The following is a 17,515-nucleotide window of genomic DNA, read 5'->3' as shown; positions in this document are numbered from 1 at the left end:
GAACCGATGCCGCGGTCGCCGCCCCGGTCACGGCAGGCTCTGGACCGCGTCCTGCATCTCATGCATGTCGTGCGTGCCCGGCATCATGTTGGTGTTCATGTTGTGCATGACCCACAGCGTCCCGATCAGCACGATCACCAGCAGCACGGCGGTGAAGATCAGCGCGAACAGGTTCCAGCCGCCTTCCGACTTCGGATTCATGTGCAGGAAATAGACCATGTGCACGACCACCTGGACCATGGCGAAGGCCAGGATCACCAGCGTGGTGATGGCGGGCGTGGGCAGCACCTTCGCCATCACCAGCCAGAACGGGATCGCCGTCAGGATGACCGACAGCACGAAGCCGGTCACGTACTCCTTCATGCTGACGTGCGGAATGCCGTCCTCGAGGAAGTCGTCGTGGTCGGAGGGGGAAGAAGGATGGCCCATCACTGCACGCCCATCAGGTAGACGAAGGTGAAGACGCCGATCCAGACGACGTCAAGGAAATGCCAGAACATCGACAGGCAGGCGATGCGGCGCGTGGTGGTCCGGTTCAAGCCCCACTTGCGCACCTGTACGCACAGCACGACCAGCCAGATGACGCCGAACAGCACGTGCAGGCCGTGCGTGCCGACCAAGGTAAAGAACGCCGACAGGAACGCGCTGCGCTGCGGGCCCGCGCCGATGTGGATCAGATGGTGGAACTCGTAGACCTCGATCGACAGGAACGCCAGACCCAGCGCGCCGGTGACCAGCAGCCAGCCGATCGTGCCGCGGGCGTTGCGCTTGAGCATCGCCAGCATGGCGAAGCCGTAGGTGATCGACGAGACCAGCAGGATCGCGGTGTTGATCGCGATCAGGTGCAGGTTGGGGAAGAACAGGTCGCGCCCGGACGGACCGGCGGCGTAGCTGCCCGAGAACACGCCGAAGGTGGCGAACAGGCTGCCGAAGATCATCAGGTCGCTGAGCAGGTAGATCCAGAAGCCCAGCAGCGTGCCGTTCTCGGGATGGTGCCTGCCCTCGGTGTCCAGGAACACCGGCGAGCCGTCGGGTCGGTTCAGGGCGATGGACTCAGACATGGGCGTGCTTCGCAAGACCTTGGTTCAAGAGTGCGCTTTCCAGCTGTTCGGTGCGCGCCTGCTCGGTGCGGGCGACCTCGTCGGCCGGGATGTAGTAGTCGCGATCGCGGTCGAAGCTGTGCCAGATCGCGTAGACGACCGTCGCCAGCAGTGAAACGCCCGCCAGCCACCAGACATGCCAGATCATCGCGAAACCGCACAGCGTGCTCAGCACCGACAGGATCACGCCGGCGCCGGTATTGCGCGGCATGTGGATGGCCTTGAATCCCTCGCGCGGGCGCTGGAAACCGCGCTGCTTCATGTCCGTCCAGGCATCGGTGTCGTGCACGACCGGGGTGAAGGCGAAATTGTAGTCCGGCGGCGGCGACGACGTGGACCATTCCAGCGTACGGCCACCCCACGGATCGCCGGTGTGGTCGCGCAGCTGCTCGCGGCGACGGAAGCTGATGTAGATGCAGTACAGGAACGCGGCGATGCCGATGGCCACCAGCACCGCGCCGAAGGCGGCGATCTGGAACCAGATCTGCAGTGACGGATCCTCGAAGTGGCTCATGCGCCGCGTCACGCCCATCAGACCCAGCACGTACAGGGGGGTGAACGCGAACCAGTAGCCGGACAGCCAGAACCAGAACGAGACCTTGCCCCAGAAGTCGTCCAGCCGGAAGCCGAAGGCCTTCGGGAACCAGTGCGTCATCGCGGCGAACAGGCCGAACACCACGCCGCCGATGATGACGTTGTGGAAGTGCGCGACCAGGAACAGCGAGTTGTGCAGCACGAAGTCCGCCGGCGGCACCGCCAGCAGCACGCCGGTCATGCCGCCCACCACGAAGGTGACCATGAAGCCCATCGTCCACAGCATCGGCACTTCGAAGCGGATGCGGCCCCGGTACATGGTGAAGAGCCAGTTGAAGATCTTCGCGCCCGTCGGGATCGAGATGATCATCGTGGTGATGCCGAAGAACGAATTGACGCTGGCACCCGAGCCCATGGTGAAGAAATGGTGCAGCCACACCAGGTACGACAGCACGGTGATGCAGACCGTGGCGTACACCATCGACGAATAGCCGAACAGACGCTTGCCCGAATACGTGGACACGATCTCGGAGAACACACCGAACAGCGGCAGGATCAGGATGTAGACCTCCGGGTGACCCCAGATCCAGATCAGGTTGACGTACAGCATGGCGTTGCCGCCAAGGTCGGTGGTGAAGAAGTTGGTACCGACATAGCGGTCCAGCGTCATCAGCGCGAGCACCGCGGTCAGCACCGGAAACGACACCACGATCAGCACGTTGGTGCACAGCGCCGTCCAGGTGAACACCGGCATCTTCATCATGCCCATGCCGGGCGCGCGCATTTTCAGGATGGTCACCAGCAGGTTGACGCCCGATAACAACGTGCCGACGCCGGCTATCTGCAATGCCCAGATGTAGTAGTCCAGTCCCACCCCGGGATCCTGGTTGCCCAGGTTGGACAGCGCCAGCCAGCCCGAGGTCGAGAATTCGCCCAGGAACAGCGACAGCATGACCAGCACCGCACCGGCAGTGGTCATCCAGAAGCTGAAGTTGTTGAGGAACGGGAACGCCACGTCGCGCGCGCCGATCTGCAGCGGCACCAGGTAGTTCATCAGGCCGGTGACCAGCGGCATGGCCACGAAGAAGATCATGATCACGCCATGGGCGGTGAAGATCTGGTCGTAGTGGTGCGGCGGCAGGTACCCCATGTTGTCGCCGAAGGCCATCGCCTGGTGCAGGCGCATCATGATGGCGTCGGCGAAGCCGCGCAGCAGCATCACCAGGCCCAGCACCATGTACATGATGCCGATCTTCTTGTGGTCGATGCTGGTGAACCACTCGCGCCACAACCAGCCCCACCGCTTGTACTTCGTGATCACTGCGAGCAGCGCGAGGCCGCCGATGCAGGTGCCGATGAAGGTCGCGGCGATGATCGGGTCGTGCAGCATGGGAATGGCATCCCAGGCCAGGCGACCGGTGATCGGAGAGTGCGTGACGGTGCTGGTGTCGAAAGCCATCGGGCGAATCCGGTGAATCCAGTTGTGCGGCGGCGGGGCGCGTCAGGGCGCCTTCAGGCCGCCAGCGGTGGGAACAGGCGACGTCAGGGTCGCGGCCTGCGCGGTCTCGACGGTGCAGAGATCGGAACGGACGAAGGGGCCGGCGGCGAGGTTGCCGCGACGCGGGCGCTGCAGCGGATCGGCGCTGTCCAGCCCGCGCCCGCCCATCGCGTCGTAGGCCATCATCTGGTCCATGCACAGGCGGTCGGTATCGACGCAGCGATTGACCACGGCATCGAACAGGCCCGGATCGACGGACGCGTACAGGCGCGACGGCTCACGGGCACTGGGCACTTCCAGTTGCAGGTACTCGGCGCGGCTCAGCGCCTTGCCACCGGCGCGGGCTTCCGCGATCCAGCGGTCGAAGCCCTGATCGGACAGCGCATGGAAACGGAAGCGCATGTGCGAGAAACCTTCGCCGCTGTAATGCGACGAAAAGCCCTCGTAGTCGCCTTCCTTGTTCATCACCGCGTGGAGCTTGGTCTCCATCGCCGGCATCGTGTAGATCATGCCCGCCAGCGCCGGCACGTAGAACGCGTTCATCGTCGACGACGAGGTCAGGCGGAAGGTGATCGGGCGATCGACCGGCGCCGCCATCTGGTTGACCGAGGCCACGCCGTATTCCGGATAGACGAACAGCCACTTCCAGTCCAGCGCCACCACCTGCACTTCCAGCGGCTTGACCTCGGCGGGCACCGGGCGCCCTTCGGCGATGCGTCCCAGCGGACGGTACGGGTCCAGCAGGTGCGTGCCGATCCATGTCACCGCGCCCAGCGCGATGATGATCAGCAGCGGCACGCCCCAGATGACAAGTTCCAGCTGCGTGGAATGGTCCCAGTCGGGCTTGTAGGTGGCCTGCGTGTTCGACGCGCGGTAGCGCCAGGCGAACCAGAACGTCAGCGCGATCACCGGGACGATCACGATCAGCATCAGCGCCGTCGCCACCAGGATCAGGTTGCCCTGGCGGGCGGCGATGTCGCCGGCGGGATTGAGGACCTGCAGGTTGCAACCCGACAGCACGGCAGCGGCGGATATCGCCACGACGGCTTGCAGGGCTCTGCGCATGAGGGACATGGACATGGGCGCTTACGGATTGATCGGGATCAATGTAGTGCGCCCGCACGGGGCGGAGTATTGGACGTTTTGTCCTATCGCGACCGCGCGGCCAGTCTGCGACCCTATGGGCGTACCCTTCCCCTGGTCCGATCCGGCAGCCCCGTCCCCATGGCGTCCACCAGCCCCACGACTTCCACCCACGACCACGGCACCAAGGCGCACGCCGATGTCGCCCCGGGCGAAATCGCCGTGGGCGTGGTGATCGGGCGCGCGTCCGAATACTTCGACTTCTTCGTCTTTGGCATCGCCTCGGCGTTGATCTTCCCGGCGGTGTTCTTCCCGTTCGTGGACCGCCTGGAAGGCACGCTGTGGTCGTTCGCGCTGTTCGCGCTGGCGTTCGTCGCGCGGCCGTTCGGCACCATGCTGTCGATGAAGATCCAGGCGCGCTGGGGCCGCGGCCTCAAGCTGACCGTGGCGCTGTTCCTGCTGGGCACGGCCACGGCCGGCATCGCCTTCCTGCCCGGCTACGCCTCGCTGGGTGCGGCGTCGATCGTCCTGCTCGCCCTGCTGCGCGTGCTGCAGGGCCTGGCGCTGGGCGGTTCGTGGGACGGCCTGCCGTCGCTGCTCGCGCTCAATGCGCCGAAGGAGCGCCGCGGCTGGTACGCCATGCTGGGCCAGCTGGGCGCGCCGGTGGGTTTCATCGTCGCTGCCGGCGTGTTCGCGTTCCTGTACGCCAATCTGGAAGAGGCCGACCTGCTGACGTGGGGCTGGCGCTATCCGTTCTTCGTCGCCTTCGCCATCAACGTGGTGGCACTGTTCGCGCGCCTGCGCATCGTGGTGGCCGACGAATACCAGGACAAGATGGGCGAACTGGAACTGGAACCCACGCCGATCCGCGAGCTGTTCCAGGCCAAGGGCCGGCATGTGGTGATCGGCGCATTCGCCGCGCTGGCCAGCTATGCGCTGTTCCATATCGTCACGATCTTCCCGCTGTCGTGGATCCTGCTGTACTCGCAGCAGTCCATCGTCAGCTTCCTGCTGGTGCAGATCCTGGGCGCCTTCATCGCCGCCGGCGCGATCGTGGCGTCGGGCCTGATCGCCGACCGCGTGGGCCGTGCGCGCACGCTGGGCGGCCTGGCGGTCGGCATCGCGATGTTCAGCGGCTTCGCGCCCACGTTGATGGAAGGCGGCCCGGTCGGCCAGGGCGCCTTCATCCTGATCGGCTTCGCCCTGCTCGGCCTGTCGTACGGCCAGGCGGCGGGCGCGGTGACCGCCAACTTCGGCCGCCGTTACCGCTATACCGGTGCGGCGCTGACCTCCGACCTGGCGTGGCTGATCGGCGCCGGCTTCGCCCCGCTGGTGGCGCTGGGCCTGTGCGCCAACTTCGGACTGTCGTGGCTGGGCGCCTACCTGCTGTCCGGCGCGCTGGGCACGCTGGTCGCGCTGGGCATCAACCGCGCCAAGAACTACAAGAGCTGAGCCTCCGCGCCGGCGACCACCGCCTGCACGCGTGGCGCACTACAATCCGGGCATCCCGTCTCCTGGAATGCCGATGCGCCGTCTCCCGTTGCTGGTCGCCTGCCTGCTCGCCCTGCCCGTCGCCCACGCGGCCGAACCGCCGAAGCCGCTGACGTCAAAAGAGATCCTCGACGCGTCGCCCGACGCGGATTGGCGCACGCTGGATCCGGCCAACACGCTGTACATGGACGTGCCCGGTGGTCGGGTGGTGATCGAACTGGCGCCGGCGTTCGCGCCCGAGCACGTGGCCAACATCCGCACGCTGGCGCGCGAAGGCTTCTGGAACGGTTTGGGCATCTACCGCTCGCACGACAACTTCGTGGTGCAGTTCGGCGATGCCGATGCCGAGGACACTGCCAAGGCCAAGTCGCTCGGCACGGCGAAGACCAAGCTGCCGGCTGAGTTCGCACGCAAGAGCGCCGGGGTGACGTTCACCCGTCTGCCGGACGTCGATGGCTGGGCGCCGCAGGTGGGATTCGTCGATGGTTTTCCTGCCGCGCGCGACCCGAAGGCCGGCGAAACCTGGCTGACGCACTGCTACGGCGCGCTGGGCGCCGGCCGCGGCGGCCCGCCCGACAGCAGCAACGGCAGCGAGCTTTACGTGGTTACCGGGCAGTCGCCGCGCCAGCTAGACCGCAACATCACCCTGGTCGGCCGCGTGGTGAAGGGCATGGAACTGCTCAGCGCGATCCCGCGTGGTCCCGAGCCGATGGGCTTCTACGAGAAGCCCGAGCAGCGCACCCCCATCACCGCCGTCCGCCTGGCCAGCGACGTGCCGGAGAACGAGCGCATGCCGCTGCTGGTGCTGCGCACCGACTCGAAGACCTTCGCCGCCGCCACCGAAGCCCGCCGCAACCGCCGCGACGACTGGTACGTACGCACCGCCGGCCATATCGACCTGTGCAACGTGCCGCTGCCGGTGCGTGAGGCGAAGCCTTGAGTCGATGACCCCGCTGTGGGAGCGACGTCAGTCGCGATGGCGCTGTCCTGATCCTGTGATCGCGACTGACGTCGCTCCCACAACAGCCATCGCGCTCACGCCGCCCGCTGGCTCACTGCCACGCTGCCCAGGATCAACGCGCCGGCGGCGAGCATCGCCGGCGTGACCGGTTCGTTGAGGAACAGCCAGGCGAAGCCGGCGCCGAACAGCGGCACCAGGTAGGTCACCGTCGCGGCGCGGGCGGGACCGATGCGCTGGATCAGCCGGTAGTACAGCAGGAAGGCGTAGCCGGTGCAGACCACGCCGATGGCGATGGCGGCGCTCCACGGCCCGGCGCCGATGGCATGGCCGGGCCAGTGCGTCGCCGCGAACGGCAGCACCAGCAACGCCGCGCAGCTGAGCGTGGCAGCCGCGGCGGCCGCGGGCGGAATGCCGGCCAGGTGCTTGCGCACCAGGTTCACGCCCACGCCGTACAGCAGCGCCGCGGTCGCGCCGGCGACGACCGCACCGCCCACGCTCAGTCCGCCGGCCTTGCTGGTCGCCAGCACCACCACGCCGACGAAGCCGACCAGCAGCGCCAGCGAGCGGCGCAGGCCGATCTTCTGGCCGAAGAACAGGAAGCCCACCATCGCCGCGAACAGCACGGTCATCGCATTGCAGATCGCCCCGATGGCGGCCGGCGAGCGCTGCGCCGCCCACGCGAACAGCAGGAACGGTATGGCCGAATTGATCGCACCGATCAAAGCCAGCCGCGGCCACATGCCGGCGCTGAACTGCGCGCGCTCGCGCCATAGGAACGGCAGCAGAACCAGCGCGCCCAGCGCCAGCCGCACCTCGACCAGCGCGAACGGGCCGAACGGGTTGGCGGCGATGCGCATGAACAGGAACGAGCTGCCCCAGATCGCGCCCAGTACCAGCAGCTCCAGCGGCGTGCGCCAGTCGCGCACCACCACCGGCGGCGTCACGGCCATGCTGTCTCCCTGCGCCATCGCGGACTCCTCGTTCGTGCCTGCCGCCATTCTGGAACAAGCCCCCGCTGCCGCAAGCGCGTACGATGCGTGCGAGCCACAAATCTGGCTTGTGCCTGGAGACGCCGTGAGCCTGCGCCCTGCCCTGCTGCCCGCCCTGGGCGTGTTCGCCGCCGCCGCGCGCCACCAGAACTTCGCCCACGCGGCCGAGGAGCTGCACCTCACCGCCAGCGCGGTCAGCCACCACGTACGGAAACTGGAAGGCCTGCTGGGCGTGGTGCTGTTCCATCGCCATGCGCGCGGCGTACAGCTCACCACCGAAGGCAGGCAACTGGCCGACGCCGCCAATGCGGCGCTCGGCGACATCGATGCGGTCGCCTCGCATCTGCGCCTGGCCGGCAGGACCGCCACGCTGCGCATCACCACGCTGCACTCGCTGGCGTACTGCTGGCTGCTGCCGCGCCTGCCACGCTTCTGCGCGCGTCATCCGCATGTCCGCCTGCACGTGGACACCGGCATCGCGCTGACGCGCTTCGACGACGAAGGACCGGAACTCGGCATCCGCCATGGGCCCGGCCACTGGGCCGGGCTGACATCGCACCACCTGATGGACGACGAACTGTTCCCGGTCGCCTCGCCTGCGCTGCCCGGCATCGACGCCATCCAGGAACCGCGCCAGATCGCGCAGCTGCCGCTGGTGACGGACCTCGCCCTGCAGGGCTGGCGCGACTGGTTCCGCGCGGCCGGTGTGCGCGGCCTGCGACTGCCGCCGATGCACAGTTTCAACGACAGCACCGATGCGATGCGCGCCGCCGTCTACGGCGTGGGCGCGGCACTGGCGCGCCGGCATGTCGCCCAGCCTTACCTGCAACGGTACGAACTGGTGCGGTTGCCGGGGCCGGCGCTGAAGGCGCGTTTTTCTTACTACGCGGTGCATCCCGCGCACCGGCCCCCAAGCGCCGCCGCGCAGACCTTCATCGACTGGCTGAAGGAAGAAGCGCGCGACGAGCGGACGCCGTTGCCGCCCATGCCCGACGATTTCCTCGGGCGCGCCGCATTGGCCACGCCCACGACGCCACAACGCCGCGAAAGGCGCTGATCGCTCAGGCGCGGCGTCGCCGCAACCTGCGCCATGCGGCCACCAGCATCGCGAGCACGACCAGGACGGGAATCAGGAACGCCACGGCACGGATCGTCCAGGCGGTGCCGCTGGCGAGCGTCGAGAAGAAATCGCGCACCGCCTGGCGGATTTCGCCACGACCGCTCTCTCCGCCCGGCGTTTCGAAATGCAGCGTCAGCTTCTGCGTCTGGATCCTGCGCTGCTGCTGCGCGGCTTCCTGGTCCGACGCCTCCAACTGCGCCTCCAGCTTCGATACCTGTTGCGACAACGCGATCATGTCCGCCACCGACAGATCGCGGCGCTGCTGGAAGGCCTGCAGACCGGTCAACTCCTTCTGCAGCCGGGAGCGTGTCAGCGCATTGTCGCGCACCGCTTCTGCCAGATCCTCCGCGCGCGTAGTGCGGTCGCCCAGGTCGGCGCCCTCGCTGGCGGCCGCGATCAGCGGTTCGACGCCTGCCGGCACGATCCGGACCGTCAACATGCCGCGCGGTTCGTCGCCTCCGCGCTGGCTGACCTCCAGCACCGTGCAGTCGCCATGCTGCTTGCGCAGGCAAGCCTCCTGCAGCGCCTGCACGCGCGCCGGAATCCGCTCGGCGTCCAGCCGCAACGTGACATCGTGTTCGTAGGCCAGGAACTCGCCTGCGGAGGATTGGATGACCACCGCGGTGCGCGGCCGATGGCCACTTTCCTGCTTGGCACAGCCGGCCAATGCGCTGCCCGCAGCCAGCACCACCATGGCCACTCTCAGCATGCCTGTGAAACTCATGACGCGGCGCCATCGTAGGTGGCGACCTTCAGCGACGACAGGTCCACGCCAGGCAGGCAGCGCACGTTGATGGCCGCCATCTGCGCGCCGGTCGCCGGATGCGCGGCCTCGCCGAACGGGGCGATGCCGCAGGTCGCGCAGAAGCGATGCTGGATGTGGTGCTTGTTGAACGTGTAGGTGGACAGGTCGGCCTCCGGCGTCTTCAGCACCAGCGCTTCGCGCGGCGCGAACCACAGCAGGCCACCGCGACGCCGGCACAGCGAACAGTTGCAGTCGATGACCTCGGCGATGTCGCCCTCGACCTCGAATGCGATGCGGCCGCAATGGCAGCTTCCCTCGTGCTTCATGTCACGGTCCTCCGTCGTCCGGTGCGCCAGCGTATATCGAATGGCAGGGGCATGGGCATGACCTCCGGCCTATCCTGTGCGCTCCGACCCCCTTGCAACGCAACAGGATCCCCATGCGCAAGACCCTGCTCGCCGCCGCCCTGCTGGCTTCGATGACCGCCTGCCAGAAGAGCGAGGCCCCCACCGTCGCCCCCGGTACGGATGCCGCCGCCACCGCCGCGGATACCGCCAAGGCCGATGCCGCGTTCGCCGAGCTGTCCAAGCGGGCCCTGGAAGGCTGGCTGCAGCTGTCGCCGGTCAGCGCCACGCAGATCGGCGAACACGCGTACGACGGCGAACTCGACGACCTGAGCGCCGATGGTCGCCAGAAGAGCTTGGCCTTCAGCAAGAAGACCCTGGGCGAACTGGACGCGATGGACATCGCTGCGCTGTCGCGCGAGAACCAGGTCGACGCCGCCATCCTGCGCAACCAGCTGCAGTACGACATCTGGACCGCCGAGACGCTGCAGAGCTGGGCGTGGGATCCGCAGGTCTACAACAACGTGGCCGGTGGCGCCCTCTATGGCCTGATGGCGCGCGAGTTCGCGCCGCTGCCCGAGCGCCTGAAATCCGCGACCGCGCGCATGCAGAAGATCCCCACGCTGCTGGCGCAGGCGCGCGAAAACCTCGATCCCGCACGCGTGCCGAAGGTGCATGCCGAGACGGTCGCAAAGCAGAACGCCGGCCTCCTCAGCATCGTCGAGACCTTCATCACGCCGAACCTCAAGGACCTGCCCGAGGCCGACCGCGCGCAGGCGCAGGCCGCCATCGAAGGCTTGAAGAACGCCGTCGCCGAGCACCAGGCCTGGCTCGACAAGACCCTGGTGCCCAACGCCAAGGGCGACTTCCGCATCGGCCAGGCGCTGTACGACCAGAAGCTGCAGTTCGCGCTGCTGTCGTCGCTGTCGCGCGCCGACATCAAGCAGCGCGCCGAAGGCGAGCTCAAGCGCGTGCGCGAAGAGATGTACGGCATCGCCCGCACCGTGCTGAAGGACAAGCCCGGCGCGCCGGCGCTGCCGGAAGCACCGACCGCCGACGAGCAGCAGAAGGCGATCGAAGCCGCGCTGGAACTGGCCTATGCCGAGCGACCTGCGCGCGACAAGGTGGTGCCGGATGCCGAAGCCGCATTGGCGCAGGCCACCGAGTTCGTCCGCAAGCACGACCTGGTGACCCTGCCTGATGCGCCGGTCGAGATCATCGAGATGCCGGAGTTCCAGCGTGGCGTCGCCGTCGCCTACTGCGATTCGCCCGGCCCGCTCGACAAGCACCTGAAGACGTTCTACGCCGTCTCGCCGATCCCGGAAGAGTGGGACCAGACGCAGGTCGACTCCTTCCTGCGCGAGTACAACAGCCGGATGATCCACCTGCTGAGCATCCACGAAGGCACGCCGGGCCATTACCTGGAAGGCTGGCACTCGGCCAAGTTCCCGTCCACGCTGCGCGCCGTGCTGCGCTCGGGCATGTTCGCCGAAGGCTGGGCGGTCTACACCGAGAAGATGATGTCCGACGCCGGTTACCTGGACAACGATCCGCTGTTCCACCTGGTGCAGATGAAGTTCTACCTGCGCACGATCGCCAACGCGATCCTCGACCAGGGCGTGCAGGTCGACGGCTGGACGCGCGAACAGGCGATGGACCTGATGGTGCGCCAGACCTTCCAGCAGGAGCGCGAAGCCGCCGGCAAGTGGACGCGCGCGCAACTGACCTCGGCGCAGTTGCCCACCTACTTCGTCGGCGTGCAGGAGCACTTCGACCTGCGCAAGGCCGCCGAAGCCAAGCAGGGCGCGCAGTTCAACCTGAAGGCCTACCACGACCAGGTGCTGTCCTACGGCGCGCCGCCGGTCCGCTTCGTCCGTCAGCTGATGCTGGACGAACCGATCCGATAACCACTGCCGCACGCGGCGTTTGTAGGAGCGGGCCATGCCCGCGATGCTTTTGCCTCATTGATCGAAAAGCATCGCGCCCGAGGGCGCTCCTACAGAAGCGGCGTGTTCGCCACGATCACGCCGTTGGCATCGGCATAGATCCAGTCGCCCGGGGTGACCGAGACGCCCGCGAACGCCACCGGCACATCGACCTCGCCCAGGCCGCGCTTCTCGGTCTTCATCGGATGCGAGGCCAGGGCCTGCACGCCAAGCGGCAGGACGGCCAGCGCCTCCACATCGCGCACGCAGCCGAAGATCAGGAAACCGGCCCAGCCGTGCGTCACCGCGTTCGCCGCGATCTGGTCGCCCAGCAACGCGCGCCGCAGCGAACCGCCACCGTCGACCACGATGACCTGCCCTTCGCCCGGCGTGGCGGCCAGTTCGCGCACGCGCGAGTTGTCGTTGAGGCATTTCACCGTCACTGCCCGGCCGGCGAAGCGCGACTGGCCGCCGAAGCTGCGGAACACCGGCTCGGCCACCTGCACGTCGGGAAACTGGTCGCACAGGTCGGGCGTGGTCCAGGACATGCGGCATCTCCGAGGGCGCGGGTTGACCGCATGGTAACGCGGGCGCGACAGGCACCGGGCTATGCTTGCGGGCATGGACGATCTCTTCGCTGCCGCACCGCCCACCGCAACCGCCGGCATCCGCGTCGGCATCGGCGGCTGGACCTACGCGCCCTGGCGCACCAACTTCTATCCTGCCGGCCTGGTGCAACGGCGCGAGCTGGAATTCGCCAGCCGCCAGCTGACCGCCATCGAGATCAACGGCACCTATTACGGCGCGCAGAAGCCGGCCACCTACGCAAGCTGGCGCGACCAGACGCCGGACGGCTTCGTATTTTCGGCCAAGGCACCCAAGCGCATCATGCAGTCGCGCTCGCTGGCCTCGACGCAGGCGCAGGTGGAGGACTTCGTCGGCGGCATCGCCGAGCTCGGCGCGCGGCTGGGGCCGCTGGTCTGGCAGTTCGAGGCGGGGCGCCGCGTCGATGCGGAGGAACTGGACGCCTTCCTGTCGCTGCTGCCGCGCGAGATCGACGGACGGCCGTTGCGGCACGCGCTGGAGGTACGCGATCCGGCGGCGGTGGATGCCGGTCTGGTCGATCTCGCGCGCCGCCACCAGGTCGCCACCGTGTTCACCGATTCCACGGAGTATCCCTCCTTCGCCGACCTCACCGCCGACTTCGTCTACGCGCGGCTGATGCGTTCGCAGCCCATCGACACCGGCTACCCGCCGAAGGACCTGGCGCTGTGGGCCGAGCGTGCACGTGCGTGGTCGCGGGGCGAGGACATCGCCGCGCTGCCGCACGTGGGCGAACCCGCGCCGGCGCTGCCGCGGCGGGACGTCTTCGTCTACTTCATCAGCAGCGCCAAGGAACGCAATCCTGCCGCGGCAATGGAGCTGATCCGCCGGTTGGGCGGATGATCTCCGCCGTCAGTACCGCAGCGGCCGCTTGAGCAGAACGTAGGCCGCTGCACTCACGCCGATCAGGCAGGTGAAGGCGACATAGTGTGCCGGCGCCATCCGGCCCCACGATGCCGACAGCCAGGCGATCAGCGGCGGCGTCATGCCGCCGAATACCGCGTACGCGACGTTGTACGAGAACGACAGGCCGGAGAAGCGCACCTCGGGCGGGAATGCCGCGACCATCAGCGCCGGCGTCACGCCGGTCACGCCACAGCAGAAGCCGGCCAGCGCGTACCAGGCGACGAAATGATCGTGATGCCCCGACGCCAGCGCGCCATACAGGGCGTATGCCGCCATCCCCAGGCCCAGCGAGCCCAGCAGCAGCGCTAGACCCACGCCGATCCGATCCACCGCCCAGCCCGCCGCCAGGCAGCCGAACACCAACGCCAGCGTTGCCAGGCTGTTGCCACGGAAGGCCGTGGCGGCGTCGATGCCGAACCCCGTCTGCACCAGCGTTGGCGTCAGCAGCACGATCACCACGATGGCCGCGGTCAGCTGCCATGAGGCCAGCATCGACAGCACCACCGCGGGGCGGTGCGCGGCCAGGACCTGCTTCACCGGCAACTGTCGCGCCAGCTGTTTGCGCTCGCGCATCTCGACGAACACCGGCGTTTCCTCCAGCCAACGACGCAGCCACACCGCGACGAAACCGAACACGCCGCCGAGCAGGAACGGCGCGCGCCAGATCCCCGCCTGTACTTCCTCCGTCGTGTAATGCGCGTTGATCCACGCTGCCAGCAGCGAGCCGATCAGGATGCCGGCGGTGAGCCCCGCCGTCAGCGTGGCGCAGGCGATACCGACGCGATGCCGCGGCACGTGTTCGGCCACGAACACCCACGCACCCGGCACCTCGCCGCCCACCGCGATGCCCTGCACCAGCCGCATGGCCAGCAACAGCAGCGGCGCCAGCGCACCGACCTGCGCATGGGTGGGCAGCAGGCCGATCAGCAGGGTGGGCACCGACATCATGAAAACGCTGAGCGTGAACATCCGCTTGCGCCCCAGCCGGTCACCGAAATGCGCCATCACGATGCCGCCCAGCGGCCGTGCCACGTAACCGGCGGCGAAGATGCCGTACACCTGCAGCTGCGCCAGCCACGGCTCGGTCCCGGGCGGAAAGAACAGCGCACCGAGCGCCTTGACGAAGAACACGAACACGACGAAGTCGTAGAACTCCAGCGCGCCACCGAGCGCGGACAGCCCCAGCGTTCTCGCATCGCGACGGTCGAAGGGACGGTGGATCGAAGGGGATGTGCCTCCGGCGGTCATGCGGTGATCCTCCGGGCAGGCACCTGCGCGGCGCGCAGACATCGCATGCCACTCTGTGGCCGTCCAGCTGTCGCGACAGGCATCGTCGTGGGAGCGACGTGAGTCGCGAACGTGGGTCCGCCATGGCGAGACGCGCCTGGCTTCGCAACGACTGCGCCTGAGGCGGCGCTACCGGAACGGCAGGGCGTGCGATCGCGACTCACGTCGCTCCCACAGACGAGGCGCGGCGGCGGCCGAAGATGCGGTCCACACCCACGATGACAAACCCCATCACCACGAACACCGCCATGACGCCCAGCGCATTGAGCCCGACCTGCGACCAGCCCAACTGGCCGACATCGATGAAGGGATACGGGTACTCGCCCAGCCACGCCCCACGCACGAACACCCAGGCCACGTAGGCGAGCGGGAACAGCAACCAGCCGGCGACGTGGCGCCAACGCAAGCCGCCATGCGGCGCGAACGCCAGCCACCACGCCCAGTACGCCAGCGGCACCGCGTAGTGCAGGCCGGTATCGGCCCACCATTGCGCGCCCTGCGGCTGCCACAGGTGGCGCAGGATGAAGAAGTAGATGCTGCCGGTGACGCCGATGTACAACGCGACCGCACCACGCACGCGGGCCTGCGCAAGGAAACCCGTCCTGCCGGCGGCGGCGGTGAAGGCGACCAGCGCCACGGCGATGTTGCTGAGGATGGTGAAGTAGCTGAAGAACCGCACCGTGCCCAGCGCCATGCCGACGTTGTCGCGGGTCAGCTGAAGAATCAGCACGTATTGCAGCACCAGGGCCGACAGCGCCAACGCAGCGACCAGCGCGGCGACGGCTCGGGGTCCGCTGGACAGAGGTGTGGACGGCATCGTGGCATCCCCGGGCATGCGGCAGTGGCGCCAGCTTGCCACGATGGCCGCGTGGTCGGGAGTGGTCCCATCGCGGCGGTGCGACGCTTCGGCGACAATGCGCCCCATGCCGATGACCCCGACCGCCAAGGCCCAGCTGCAGATCCACCTGTGCGTGCTGCTGTGGGGTTTCACTCCGATCCTGGGCAAGCTGATCAGCCTGTCGGCGTTGCCGCTGGTGTGGTGGCGCATGCTGATCGTGGTGGTGGCGCTGGCCTTCCTGCCGCGGGTCTGGCGCGGCCTGCGCGCGATGTCGCCGAAGCTGGTGCTGGCCTACTGCGGCATCGGCGTGATCGTGGCGCTGCACTGGCTGACCTTCTACGGCGCCATCAAACTGTCCAATGCTTCGGTCGCGGTGACCTGCATCGCGCTGGCGCCCGCCTTCACCTCGGTGATCGAACCGTGGCTGACGCGGCGGCCGTTCTCCTGGCGCGAACTGCTGTTCGGGGTCGCCGTGCTGCCGGGCGTGGCGCTGGTGGTCGGTGGCATTCCCGATGGCATGCGGCTGGGCGTGCTGGTGGGCGCGCTGTCGGCGCTGCTGGTGGCGGTGTTCGGCCCGCTCAACAAGCGCCTGATCGACCATGGCGAACCGCTGACGATCACCGGCCTGGAACTCGGCGCGGGCACGCTCCTGCTGACCCTCCTCGCGCCGGTGATGCCGATGCTGTTCCCGGCCTTCGCCGGCGACCTGTTCGTGCTGCCGGGGCTGAAGGACGGCGCGCTGCTGGTGGTGCTGTCGCTGGCCTGCACGCTGCTGCCGTTCGCGCTGTCGCTGGTCGCGCTGAAGCACCTCAGCGCCTACGGCGTGCAACTGGTGACCAACCTGGAACCGGTCTACGCCATCGTGCTGGCCATCGTGCTGCTGGGCGAGCAGCGCGAACTCACGCCGCTGTTCTACCTGGGCGTCGGCATCATCCTCGCCGCGGTGTTCCTGCATCCGCTGGTGCAACGGCCGAAGCGCATCGAGCACCCGGAGATCCTGGGCACCTCCGAGGCCAAGAACGTCGTCGAATGAAACCACGCCTCGCCCTGTTCCCGTCCGTCGCCCTCTTAACGCTCGCACTGCCGTTGGCGTGCGCCGCGGCCACGCCGGTGTACCGCACGTTCGGCGACTGGGTGGTGGCCTGCGACAACGGTGCGCGGTGCGAGGCGATCGGCATGCAGGACGCCTATCCGCAACTCGTGCTCCGATTGGTGCTGGAAGGCGGGCCGACCGCCGAACCCGTCCTGACGCTGGAATCCGACGCGCCGGTGGATCCGCGCGGCCTGCGCCTGGACGGTGGGCGGTTCGCGGCCGCCGCGCTGGTGCGGCCCGGTGAGGGCGTGCAGTCGATCGGCCGCGATGGTGCGCAGGTTCGCGCCTTCCTCGATGCCATCCGCAACGGGGCGCACTTGCAGGCCGGCGCGGGCGAGGACGCACCCACGGCCTCGCTGTCCGGCCTCTCGGCGGCGCTGCTGCTGATCGACGAAACCCAGGGCCGGCTGGATACGGTCACGGCCCTGCGCCGGCGCGGTCCGCTGCCGGCCGCACGCGTGCCTGCGGCTCCCGTGTTGCCGGCGCCCGTACCGCCGGTGCCCGCACCCTCGCTGGGCGAGGACGAGGCACAGGCTCTGATCGCGCGCGTCCGCCTGCAGGCAGCGCCCGAGGTAGCGCGCGAGGACTGCTTCGTCGACGCGGCGGAGGCGTTCGATGCCGCCGGCGCCCTCGATGGGGACGAGGCGCTGGTGATGCTGGAGTGCTGGCGCGGTGCCTACCAGTCGTCCAGCCTGCTGTTCCGCACGCGCCGCGACGGCAGCGGCAAGGCCGTGCGCCTGCGCCTGCCGTTGCCGGTGCAGGTCGAGGGCGAGCGCCGGGTGGTGGACGCCTTCACCAACGTCGATTTCAGTGCCGGCCACCTGTCGCACATGGCGAAGGGGCGCGGCATCGCCGACTGTGGCGAGAGCGCGTCATGGACCTACGACGGCCGCGATTTCCGGCTGCAGCGCTTTCACCTGCTCGACCGCTGCCGCGGCGGCGCACCCGGCGAATGGCCGGCGCTGTGGCGCAGCCGCGGCGACTGAGCCGCACCCGGT

Annotated in this window: 17 protein-coding genes; 7 read left to right on the top strand and 10 right to left on the bottom strand. The window is 68.2% G+C overall.

All coding sequences use genetic code 11. The annotated features are described in order from the left end of the window. Nucleotides 1–27 precede the first annotated feature (27 nt). The 4 genes from cyoD to cyoA are packed head-to-tail and all read right to left on the bottom strand — an operon-like array spanning nt 28 to nt 4,197. A complete protein-coding gene (gene cyoD, locus ASD77_RS11215; RefSeq protein ID WP_055941549.1) occupies nt 28–429 on the bottom strand; it encodes a cytochrome o ubiquinol oxidase subunit IV in 402 nt (133 codons plus the stop codon). Further along, complete coding sequence (gene cyoC, locus ASD77_RS11210; protein ID WP_055941547.1) at nt 429–1,061, bottom strand: cytochrome o ubiquinol oxidase subunit III; 633 nt, start codon at nt 1,059–1,061, stop codon at nt 429–431. Before cyoC ends, cyoD begins: the two co-directional genes overlap by 1 nt. Beyond that, nucleotides 1,054–3,093 carry a cytochrome o ubiquinol oxidase subunit I gene (gene cyoB, locus ASD77_RS11205; protein WP_082563260.1) on the bottom strand — a complete coding sequence of 680 codons (2,040 nt, stop codon included), beginning with the start codon at nt 3,091–3,093 and terminating at the stop codon, nt 1,054–1,056. Before cyoB ends, cyoC begins: the two co-directional genes overlap by 8 nt. A gap of 42 nt (nt 3,094–3,135) precedes the next feature. Continuing rightward, complete coding sequence (cyoA, locus tag ASD77_RS11200; protein ID WP_082563259.1) at nt 3,136–4,197, bottom strand: ubiquinol oxidase subunit II; 1,062 nt, start codon at nt 4,195–4,197, stop codon at nt 3,136–3,138. Nucleotides 4,198–4,356: 159 nt separating this feature from the next. On the opposite strand from cyoA, the gene ASD77_RS11195 reads away from it, so the two are divergent. Both ASD77_RS11195 and ASD77_RS11190 read left to right on the top strand, forming a co-directional pair. Beyond that, the gene (locus tag ASD77_RS11195) at nt 4,357–5,667 is read left to right on the top strand and encodes an MFS transporter (protein ID WP_055941545.1); all 1,311 of its coding nucleotides are present in this window, start codon (nt 4,357–4,359) and stop codon (nt 5,665–5,667) included. 67 nt (nt 5,668–5,734) lie between these two features. After that, entirely contained in the window at nt 5,735–6,646 is a 912-nt protein-coding gene (locus ASD77_RS11190; RefSeq protein WP_055941544.1) for a peptidylprolyl isomerase, read from the top strand. A gap of 95 nt (nt 6,647–6,741) precedes the next feature. On the opposite strand, the gene ASD77_RS11185 is transcribed toward ASD77_RS11190, so the two are convergent. Next, nucleotides 6,742–7,617: a DMT family transporter gene (locus ASD77_RS11185; RefSeq protein WP_055943328.1), complete on the bottom strand. Its 876-nt coding sequence runs from the start codon at nt 7,615–7,617 to the stop codon at nt 6,742–6,744. Between the two features lie 124 nt (nt 7,618–7,741). Here ASD77_RS11185 and ASD77_RS11180 point away from each other — a divergent pair, with 124 nt between their 5' ends. Then, entirely contained in the window at nt 7,742–8,713 is a 972-nt protein-coding gene (locus ASD77_RS11180) for a LysR substrate-binding domain-containing protein (RefSeq protein ID WP_055941542.1), read from the top strand. A gap of 4 nt (nt 8,714–8,717) precedes the next feature. Here the strand turns inward: ASD77_RS11180 and ASD77_RS11175 are convergent, their stop codons facing one another. Together ASD77_RS11175 and ASD77_RS11170 are read right to left on the bottom strand one after the other, a co-directional pair. Beyond that, nucleotides 8,718–9,500 (bottom strand): DUF4349 domain-containing protein, encoded by a 783-nt coding sequence (locus ASD77_RS11175; protein ID WP_156383605.1) that lies wholly within the window; start codon nt 9,498–9,500, stop codon nt 8,718–8,720. Further along, the gene (locus ASD77_RS11170; RefSeq protein ID WP_055941537.1) at nt 9,497–9,847 is read right to left on the bottom strand and encodes a GFA family protein; all 351 of its coding nucleotides are present in this window, start codon (nt 9,845–9,847) and stop codon (nt 9,497–9,499) included. The genes ASD77_RS11175 and ASD77_RS11170 overlap by 4 nt, the downstream gene beginning before the upstream one ends. A gap of 113 nt (nt 9,848–9,960) precedes the next feature. Here ASD77_RS11170 and ASD77_RS11165 point away from each other — a divergent pair, with 113 nt between their 5' ends. After that, complete coding sequence (locus ASD77_RS11165) at nt 9,961–11,772, top strand: DUF885 domain-containing protein (protein WP_055941536.1); 1,812 nt, start codon at nt 9,961–9,963, stop codon at nt 11,770–11,772. 89 nt (nt 11,773–11,861) lie between these two features. Here the strand turns inward: ASD77_RS11165 and rraA are convergent, their stop codons facing one another. Next, the gene (gene rraA, locus ASD77_RS11160) at nt 11,862–12,338 is read right to left on the bottom strand and encodes a ribonuclease E activity regulator RraA (RefSeq protein ID WP_055941534.1); all 477 of its coding nucleotides are present in this window, start codon (nt 12,336–12,338) and stop codon (nt 11,862–11,864) included. A gap of 73 nt (nt 12,339–12,411) precedes the next feature. On the opposite strand from rraA, the gene ASD77_RS11155 reads away from it, so the two are divergent. Then, on the top strand, nt 12,412–13,236 hold the full coding sequence (locus tag ASD77_RS11155) for a DUF72 domain-containing protein (RefSeq protein WP_055943325.1): 825 nt from the start codon (nt 12,412–12,414) through the stop codon (nt 13,234–13,236). Nucleotides 13,237–13,245: 9 nt separating this feature from the next. Here the strand turns inward: ASD77_RS11155 and ASD77_RS11150 are convergent, their stop codons facing one another. Further along, nucleotides 13,246–14,547 (bottom strand): MFS transporter, encoded by a 1,302-nt coding sequence (locus ASD77_RS11150; protein WP_055941532.1) that lies wholly within the window; start codon nt 14,545–14,547, stop codon nt 13,246–13,248. Between the two features lie 199 nt (nt 14,548–14,746). After that, nucleotides 14,747–15,403, bottom strand: a complete 657-nt coding sequence (locus ASD77_RS11145; protein WP_156383604.1) for a Pr6Pr family membrane protein — start codon at nt 15,401–15,403, stop codon at nt 14,747–14,749. A 106-nt stretch (nt 15,404–15,509) separates the two neighbouring features. Here ASD77_RS11145 and ASD77_RS11140 point away from each other — a divergent pair, with 106 nt between their 5' ends. Beyond that, nucleotides 15,510–16,457 (top strand): DMT family transporter, encoded by a 948-nt coding sequence (locus ASD77_RS11140; RefSeq protein WP_055943322.1) that lies wholly within the window; start codon nt 15,510–15,512, stop codon nt 16,455–16,457. Beyond that, complete coding sequence (locus ASD77_RS11135; RefSeq protein WP_082563257.1) at nt 16,454–17,503, top strand: DUF1176 domain-containing protein; 1,050 nt, start codon at nt 16,454–16,456, stop codon at nt 17,501–17,503. Before ASD77_RS11140 ends, ASD77_RS11135 begins: the two co-directional genes overlap by 4 nt. The last annotated feature ends 12 nt before the right edge of the window (nt 17,504–17,515 follow it).

Source organism: Pseudoxanthomonas sp. Root65 (genome assembly GCF_001427635.1).
Taxonomy (GTDB): domain Bacteria; phylum Pseudomonadota; class Gammaproteobacteria; order Xanthomonadales; family Xanthomonadaceae; genus Pseudoxanthomonas_A.
The sequence above is the reverse complement of the archived record's forward strand: the minus strand, read 5'-3'. Positions and strand labels throughout refer to the sequence as shown.